The 7327-nt window shown below is 60.2% G+C and carries 6 protein-coding genes; 5 read left to right on the forward strand and 1 reads right to left on the reverse strand.

Annotation, left to right across the window (positions count from 1 at the left end; translation table 11 throughout):
* The first annotated feature begins 149 nt into the window (after positions 1–149).
* The 5 genes from B5E66_RS01295 (at position 150) to B5E66_RS01315 (ending at position 7038) form a co-directional block, all read left to right on the forward strand.
* Positions 150–1475, forward strand: coding sequence for a hemolysin family protein (locus tag B5E66_RS01295; protein WP_087228158.1), 1326 nt, complete (start codon positions 150–152; stop codon positions 1473–1475).
* 131 nt (positions 1476–1606) lie between these two features.
* Complete coding sequence (gene aspS, locus B5E66_RS01300) at positions 1607–2941, forward strand: aspartate--tRNA(Asn) ligase (RefSeq protein WP_087228159.1); 1335 nt, start codon at positions 1607–1609, stop codon at positions 2939–2941.
* A gap of 458 nt (positions 2942–3399) precedes the next feature.
* Positions 3400–4422 (forward strand): phenylalanine--tRNA ligase subunit alpha, encoded by a 1023-nt coding sequence (gene pheS / locus B5E66_RS01305; protein ID WP_087228160.1) that lies wholly within the window; start codon positions 3400–3402, stop codon positions 4420–4422.
* A gap of 18 nt (positions 4423–4440) precedes the next feature.
* Complete coding sequence (gene pheT, locus B5E66_RS01310) at positions 4441–6852, forward strand: phenylalanine--tRNA ligase subunit beta (protein WP_087228161.1); 2412 nt, start codon at positions 4441–4443, stop codon at positions 6850–6852.
* An 18-nt stretch (positions 6853–6870) separates the two neighbouring features.
* Positions 6871–7038: a DUF6440 family protein gene (locus B5E66_RS01315; RefSeq protein WP_087228162.1), complete on the forward strand. Its 168-nt coding sequence runs from the start codon at positions 6871–6873 to the stop codon at positions 7036–7038.
* A 9-nt stretch (positions 7039–7047) separates the two neighbouring features.
* On the opposite strand, the gene B5E66_RS13195 is transcribed toward B5E66_RS01315, so the two are convergent.
* The coding region (locus B5E66_RS13195; protein ID WP_206393011.1) for a hypothetical protein at positions 7048–7327 on the reverse strand (280 nt) is incomplete at its 5' end.

The following is a 7327-nucleotide window of genomic DNA, read 5'->3' on the forward strand; positions in this document are numbered from 1 at the left end:
ATGGGGATCCCCATACGGCCGCCTTTGTTTCTCCTCGGCGTGTTATGAATCGGATGAATTTATAAGGCATAGTCTGCGCTTTTTCAAGCTGCGGGCTGTGCTTTTTTGCGTTCAAAAATTTTATGACATAGATAGGAGAAATAATTGTTATGATTGGTGCTTTGATTTTACAAGCCGTTCTGATCGCGGTCAACGCGCTTTTTGCAAGTTCGGAGATCGCGGTGATCTCGATGAGCGAGGGCCGGCTCAAGATGCTGGCGGAGGAGGGCGACAAGCGCGCGAAAAAGCTGCTGTCCCTCACCGAGCAGCCCTCCAAGTTCCTGGCTACCATTCAGGTGGCCATCACCCTGGCCGGCCTGATGGGCGGCGCCTTTGCGGCGGAAAACTTTGCCGATCCCATCGTTGACCTGATCCTTTCGCTGGGGGTGGCTATTCCCCGCAGCGCCCTGCACTCGGCCGTGGTGGTGCTGATCACCCTGGTGCTGACCTATTTCAGCATCGTCTTTGGCGAGCTGGTGCCCAAGCGCCTGGCGATGAAAAAGACCGAGAGCCTCTCGCTGAGCCTGGCGGGCATCCTCTTTTTCATGTCCAAGATCTGCGCGCCTCTGGTCTGGCTGCTGACCGCTTCCACCAACGTGATGCTGCGGGCCCTGGGCATCGACCCCAACCAGAATGAGGAGATCGTCACCGAGGACGAGATCAAGATGAAGCTGATGGAGGGCGCCCAGCAGGGTACCATCGAGACGGACGAAAACGAGATCATCCAGAACGTCTTTGAACTGAACGATACCACTGCCGAGGAGGTCAGCACCCGCCGCAGGGATGTGGTGTGCCTCTACCTGGAGGACGATATGGACGTCTGGGCCAAGACCATCCGGGACAGCCACTATACTTACTTCCCGGTGTGCGGCGAGAGCCAGGACGATGTGGTGGGCGTGCTGAATACCAAGGATTATTTCCGGCTGGACGACCTGTCCCGCCGTTCGGTGATGAAGAACGCCGTGGATAAACCCTTCTTTGTGCCTGAGGGCATCCGGGCCGACGCTCTGTTCAGCCGGATGAAGCAGGAGCGCAAATACTTTGCCATCGTCATCGACGAGTACGGCGGCATGAGCGGCATCGTGACGGTCCACGACCTGATGGAAGAGCTGGTGGGCGACATGGATGACGAGGACACCGTCCGCCAGGTGGAGATCCGCCAGCTGGGCGACAGCCGCTGGGAGATCCGCGGTTCGGCCGACCTGGAGGAAGTGGCTGAAAAGCTGGATGTCCAGCTGCCCACCGACGAGCACGAGACGTTCAACGGTCTGGTGTGCGGCATCGTGGGCCGGGTGCCCGACGAAGGGGAGCAGTTCACCTGCGAGGGCTATGGCCTCAGGATCAACGTCAAAAACGTGGCGGGCCACCGCGTGGATACGGCCGTGGTGGAAAAGACCCGGCCCGATGTGCCGCCCCAGCAGCAGGACGAGGACTGAGAGACGCACAGCGCCGGCTGAAATCAAGATTCCCGCTTGATTTTGCGCCGAAATACAGTATAATAAGAAAAGCTATTGGCTTATTGTATGGAATATGACCGGCGCAAGGTCATCAAATGGGGAGGATTGGAATGGATCGAACCTATATTTCCGAAGTCCGGGAGCACATCGGCGAGGCCGTCAAGGTCCAGGGCTTCATTGAAAATCTGCGCAGCAGCAAGGCGATGGCCTTCATCGTGCTGAAGGATATCACCGGCAAGCTGCAGATCACCATTGAAAAAGAAGATCACCCGGATCTGGTGGACACCATCGACCGGCTGACCGGCGACTCGGTCATCACGGTGGTGGGCAAGGTGATGGCCAACGATTATGTCAAGATGGGCGGCATCGAGATGATCCCCGACACCATCCAGATCGAGAGCATTGCCGACCCGCTGCCCATCGTCCGCAAGGAGATCGCCGCCACCAAGAAAAAGAAGGCGGTGGAGCGCTCCAGCATCGACCAGCGGATCGATTACCGCTGGATCGACCTGCGCACCGACGAGAACCAGCTGATGTTCAAGGCCCAGACCGTCATGGTGGCCGCCATGCGGCAGTACCTGCTGGACCGCCACTTCATCGAGATCCACACCCCCAAGCTGATCGCTGCTGCCAGCGAGAGCGGCTCGGAAGTGTTCAAGGTGGATTACTTTGACCGCAATGCCTACCTGGCCCAGAGCCCGCAGTTCTACAAGCAGATGGCTATGGCCAGCGGCTTTGAGCGGATCTTCGAGGTAGGGCCTGTGTTCCGTGCCGAGAAGTCTTACACCAACAAGCATACCACCGAGTTCACCGGCTTTGACCTGGAGTTCAGCTACATCCATTCCTTCCGGGACGTGATGCAGATGGAGGAGGGCCTGCTGAAGGCCGCTCTGCAGGCGGTCAAGGACGCCTACGGCCAGGAGATCGAGGAGACCTTCGGCCTGCCGGTGGTGGTGCCGGAGACTCCCTTCCCGGTGGTCAAGCTGGCCGACCTGTACAAGGGCCTGGAGGAAGACTTTGGCTACACGGTGGATGAGTCGGAAAAGGGCGATCTGACCACCGAGGCCGAGCGCCTGAGCTACGACTGGGTCAAAAAGCACTATGGCCATGAGTTCCTGTTCGTCACCGACTATGCCGCCGACAAGCGGGCTTTCTACCATATGCGGGACGAAAACGGCGTGCCCCAGGGTTATGACCTGATCTGGCGCGGGGTGGAGATCACCACCGGCGCCCAGCGTGAGCACCGCTACGAAGTGCTGAAAAAGCAGGCGGAGGAGAAGGGCCTGGGCGAGGACATCAAGTTCTATCTGGAGTTCTTCCGCTACGGCTGCCCGCCCCACGGCGGCTTTGGCCTGGGCGTGGACCGTCTGACCATGCTGCTGGTCGGCTTGAGCATCAAGGAATGCATGTTCCTGTTCCGCGGTCCCAACCGTCTGACTCCGTGACGGAGCGGTCCGGCTGCGCGGCATCTGTGATACAAAAGGGACGCCTCCCGGCGGGGGCGTCCTCTTTTTTGTCGGGCGGCGCTTGCAAAAGCCGGCGTTTTGTGCTACTATAAGCAAAGCGATGTATAAAACGCGATGACGGAGAAAGTATCCGCGGCGCGCCTGGTCCCAGAGAGGAGCTCCACCGGCTGAAAGGGCTCCCGGAGGCGGCAGCGGGGAAGTTCGCTCCCGAGCGGCCTGCGGGAAAGGCGGCTTTCGGCTGCCCGGTAGTGCGGGACGGCGTGCCCCGTTACGGCGTTTGAGTGCCGTGCAGCTTCGCACCTGCGCGGAATTTGGGTGGTACCACGGAGTATTCGACAGGGCTCCGTCCCTTGGCTGGCTTTGGCCGGCAGGGGACGGGGCCCTTTTCTGTTCCGTCCCGAAGCAACGAGAGAGCTTTGAAAAAGGAGAGGAAATGTATGCAGGCAATCATAGATGAGCTGGCAAAGCAGGCCCAGGCAGACCTGGCGCAGGTGTCCTCCAAAGAGACCCTGGCGGCTTTCTGGCAGAAGTACCTGAGCAAGAACGGACAGATCCCCGCCCTGATGAAGGATCTGCGCACGGTGGCTCCCGCCGACCGTCCCGCCATGGGCAAGGCCGTCAACCAGCTGAAACAGAAGGTGCAGGCGGATTATGACCAGGCAGCCGCCCGGGTCAACCAGCTGGAGCTGGCCGCCCGCAACGCCGCCGAAACGGTGGATATCACCCTGCCCGCCAAGGTGCGTCCCACTGGCGGGCTGCATCCCCTGACGTTGGTGCGCAACCAGATCATCGACGCTTTTGCAGGGATGGGCTTTGAGATTTATGAAGGCCCCGAGATCGAGGACGACGATCACTGCTTCACCCGGCTGAACGTGCCCAAGGATCACCCCGCCCGGGATATGCAGGATACCTTCTATCTGTCCGACGAACTGCTGCTGCGCACCCAGACCTCCACCGGCCAGATCCGCACCATGGACGCCGAAAAGCCCCCCATCAAGGTGCTGGTGCCCGGCCGGGTGTTCCGTTCGGATTCGGACGCCACCCACAGCCCCATGTTCCACCAGATGGAGGGCCTTGTGGTGGACAAGGGGATCACCCTGTGCGATCTGCAGGGTATGCTGGACGTGTTCGTCCAGCGCCTGTTCGGCAGCGAGGTGCGCACCCGTCTGCGTCCCTCTTACTTCCCCTTCACCGAACCCAGCGTCGAGGTGGATGTCAGCTGCTTTGCCTGCCATGGCAAGGGCTGCAGCCTGTGCAAGCACACCGGCTGGATCGAGATCCTGGGCGGCGGCGTGGTCAACCAGAAGGTGCTGCGCAACTGCAACATCGATCCCGAGGTCTACTCCGGCATCGCCTTCGGCATCGGCATCGAGCGCATCGCCATGCTGAAGTACGGCATCAACAACATCGGTCTGATGTTTGAGAACGACCTGCGGTTCCTTGGGCAGTTCCATGAATAAGAGGGAGGATGGGTTAAGATGAAAGTACCTTTCAGCTGGTTGAAGGAATTGGTAGAGATCGACATTACGGCCCAGGAGCTGGAGGACCGCCTCTTTTCCTGCGGCTTTGAGGTGGAGGAGCGGATCGACCTGTCCGCTGAAATCCACAAGGTGGTGGTGGGTGTCATCACCTCCATCGAAAAACAGGAGGGCACCCACCTGAGCAAGTGCATCGTGGACTGCGGCGACTACGGCCATGAGATCCACATCACCACCGGTGCGCCCAACATTTTTGTGGGGGCCCATGTCCCCGCCGCTCTGGACGGCGCCACTCTGCCCGGCGGCATCCAGATCAAAAAGCGGATGATGCAGGGCTTTGAATCCAACGGTATGCTGTGCTCGGGGGAGGAGCTGGGCCTGAACGATGACCTGTACCCCGGCGCAGACGTCTATGGGCTGCTGATCCTGCCGGAGGACACCGTCCCCGGCGCGGACATCTGCCCCATCGTCGGTCTGGATGATTCCATCTTTGACATCTCCATCACCGCCAACCGCCCCGACTGCCAGTCCATCCTGGGCATCGCCCGGGAGGTGGCTGCGGTGCTGCACAAGCCCCTGCATATGCCCGCCACCGATTACCAGACCGTGTGCGAGCCCGACGCTCCCATCTCGGTGACGGTGGAGGCCCCCGACCTGTGCCCCCGCTATATGGCCCACTACGTCCGCAACATCCGGATGGGCCAGTCGCCCCGGTGGCTCAAGCGGCATCTGGCCCTGTGCGGCCTGCGCTCCATCAGCAACGTGGTGGATATCACCAACCACACCCTGCTGGAGATGGGCCAGCCCATGCACGCCTTCGACCTGGACAAGGTGGCTGGGCGCTGCATCGACGTCCGCCGCGCCCGTCCCGGGGAGAAGATCGTCACCCTGGACGAAAAAGAGTTCACCCTGGGGGAGAACAACCTGGTGATCTGCGACGCGGAAAAACCTGTGGCCCTGGCCGGCGTCATGGGCGGCGCCAACTCGGGGATGGATGAGAACACCACCAGCCTGCTGTTCGAGTGCGCCACCTTCGCCCGTGACTCGGTGCGCAAGACCAGCCGCGCCCTGGGCCAGTCCAGCGATTCCTCGGCCCGCTATGAGAAGGGTGTGGATTTCAGTTCTCCCCAGCTGGGCCTGGCCCGCGCCCTGCACCTGATCCAGCAGCTGGACTGCGGCGATATCACCACTCTGGCCTTTGACTGCACCGACGGCCGCTCCACCCAGCGCAAGGTAATCACCACCACCCCCGAAAAGATCTGCGCCGTTCTGGGCATCCGCGTGCCCGATCCGGATATGATCGACATTCTGACCCGCCTGAACTTTGAAGTGACGGTGGAGGACGGCCAGTGGAAGGTCAGCGTCCCGCCCTACCGGGAGGACGTGGAGGGCTATCCCGACCTGGCCGAGGAGGTCATCCGGGAATATGGTTATGACCACATCGTGCCCACCTTCCTCAAGACAGGAGCCATCACCAATGGCGGATTGAACAGCGAGCAGAAGCGCGCCCTCAAGGTCAAGCGGATGCTGGCCGGTCAGGGCTTCTTCGAGGCGTCCACCCTGGCGTTCTATTCCACCGCTGAGCTGGATATGCTGCACATCCCCGCAGATGACCCTGCCCGCAAGGTGATCCGCATCCTCAACCCCATCAGTGAAAATCTGTCGGTGATGCGCACCATGCTGGCGCCCTCCATGCTCAATGTCATTGTGGACAACCTGAAAAAGGGCAACGGCGCCGGCCGCCTGTTTGAGATGGCCCCCGTCTATCTGCCCAAGAGCCTGCCCCTGACCGAACGCCCCGACGAGCGTCAGACCCTCTGCATGGGCGTCTTTGGGCCCGGGGAGGACTTCTTCACCGTCAAGGGCGCATTGGAGGCGCTGGCTGCGTCGCTGGGCCTCAGTTTCACCTATGAGCGGGAGACCGGTACGCCCTGGCTGCATCCTGGCATCGCCGCTTCGGTCTGGTGCAAGGGCAAGCGTCTGGGTGTCTTTGGCAAGCTGTCCAATGAGATCAACGCCGAGCTGAAGATCGCCAAGGATGAGAAGGAGAACCAGAACATCTATCTGGCCGAGCTGGATTATGAGGCGCTGTCCGACTGTGCCGAGAACGATCTGCACTACCAGCCCATCAGCCCCTATGCGCCGGTCAAGCGGGACCTGGCTTTGGTCTGCGATGAGGCGGTCACCTGCGGGGAGATCGAGGACACCATCCGCAAGGCCAGCCCCCTGGTCAGCGGCGTCAGCCTGTTTGATATCTACCGCGGCAAGAATCTGGGCGAGGGCAAAAAGAGTATGGCTTTCTCGGTGGTGCTGGCCGATCCCAAGGCCGAGCTGGATGCCGAGCAGGTGGACCGTGCCATCAAGAAGATCCTGGGCAACCTGAAGTACAAGCTGAACATCGAGATCCGTTGAGAAAAGGAGATCACCGGTATGGAACGTTTTAAGAAAGTGTATACGCAGGGGGCGCTGGATGTGGTGGAGGTCTGGGTGGACACCGAGACCGGTGTGAACTATCTGTACCACAGAAATGGAAACACGGGAGGGCTGACGGTCCTGCTGGATAAGGACGGCAAGCCGGTGGTCACCTCCAACACCTGACACTACCTATTATAAGTATAAGGATACAGGGCTTTTGGCCCTGGCAAACATTGGGCTGCCTGTGTGCTGCATAGGCGGCCCTTTTTCTGTCCAGAATAGGGGAGCGGGGATGTAGGGAAGAAAAGAAAGGAAAAGTCTGTCTTTTTTTGCAAAAAAGGGTTGACAAAAGCCCCCGGGTGTAGTATTATATTCGAGCGCTCCACGGGGCGCCCACAAAACGCAAAAGAGCTTGCGAAAAGCTTCAAAAAAGAGCTTGACAAGCAAAAGCGGATGTGGTAAAATAAACAGG

Origin of the sequence: Faecalibacterium sp. An121 (assembly GCF_002160915.1) — a bacterium.
GTDB lineage: Bacteria > Bacillota > Clostridia > Oscillospirales > Ruminococcaceae > Faecalibacterium > Faecalibacterium avium.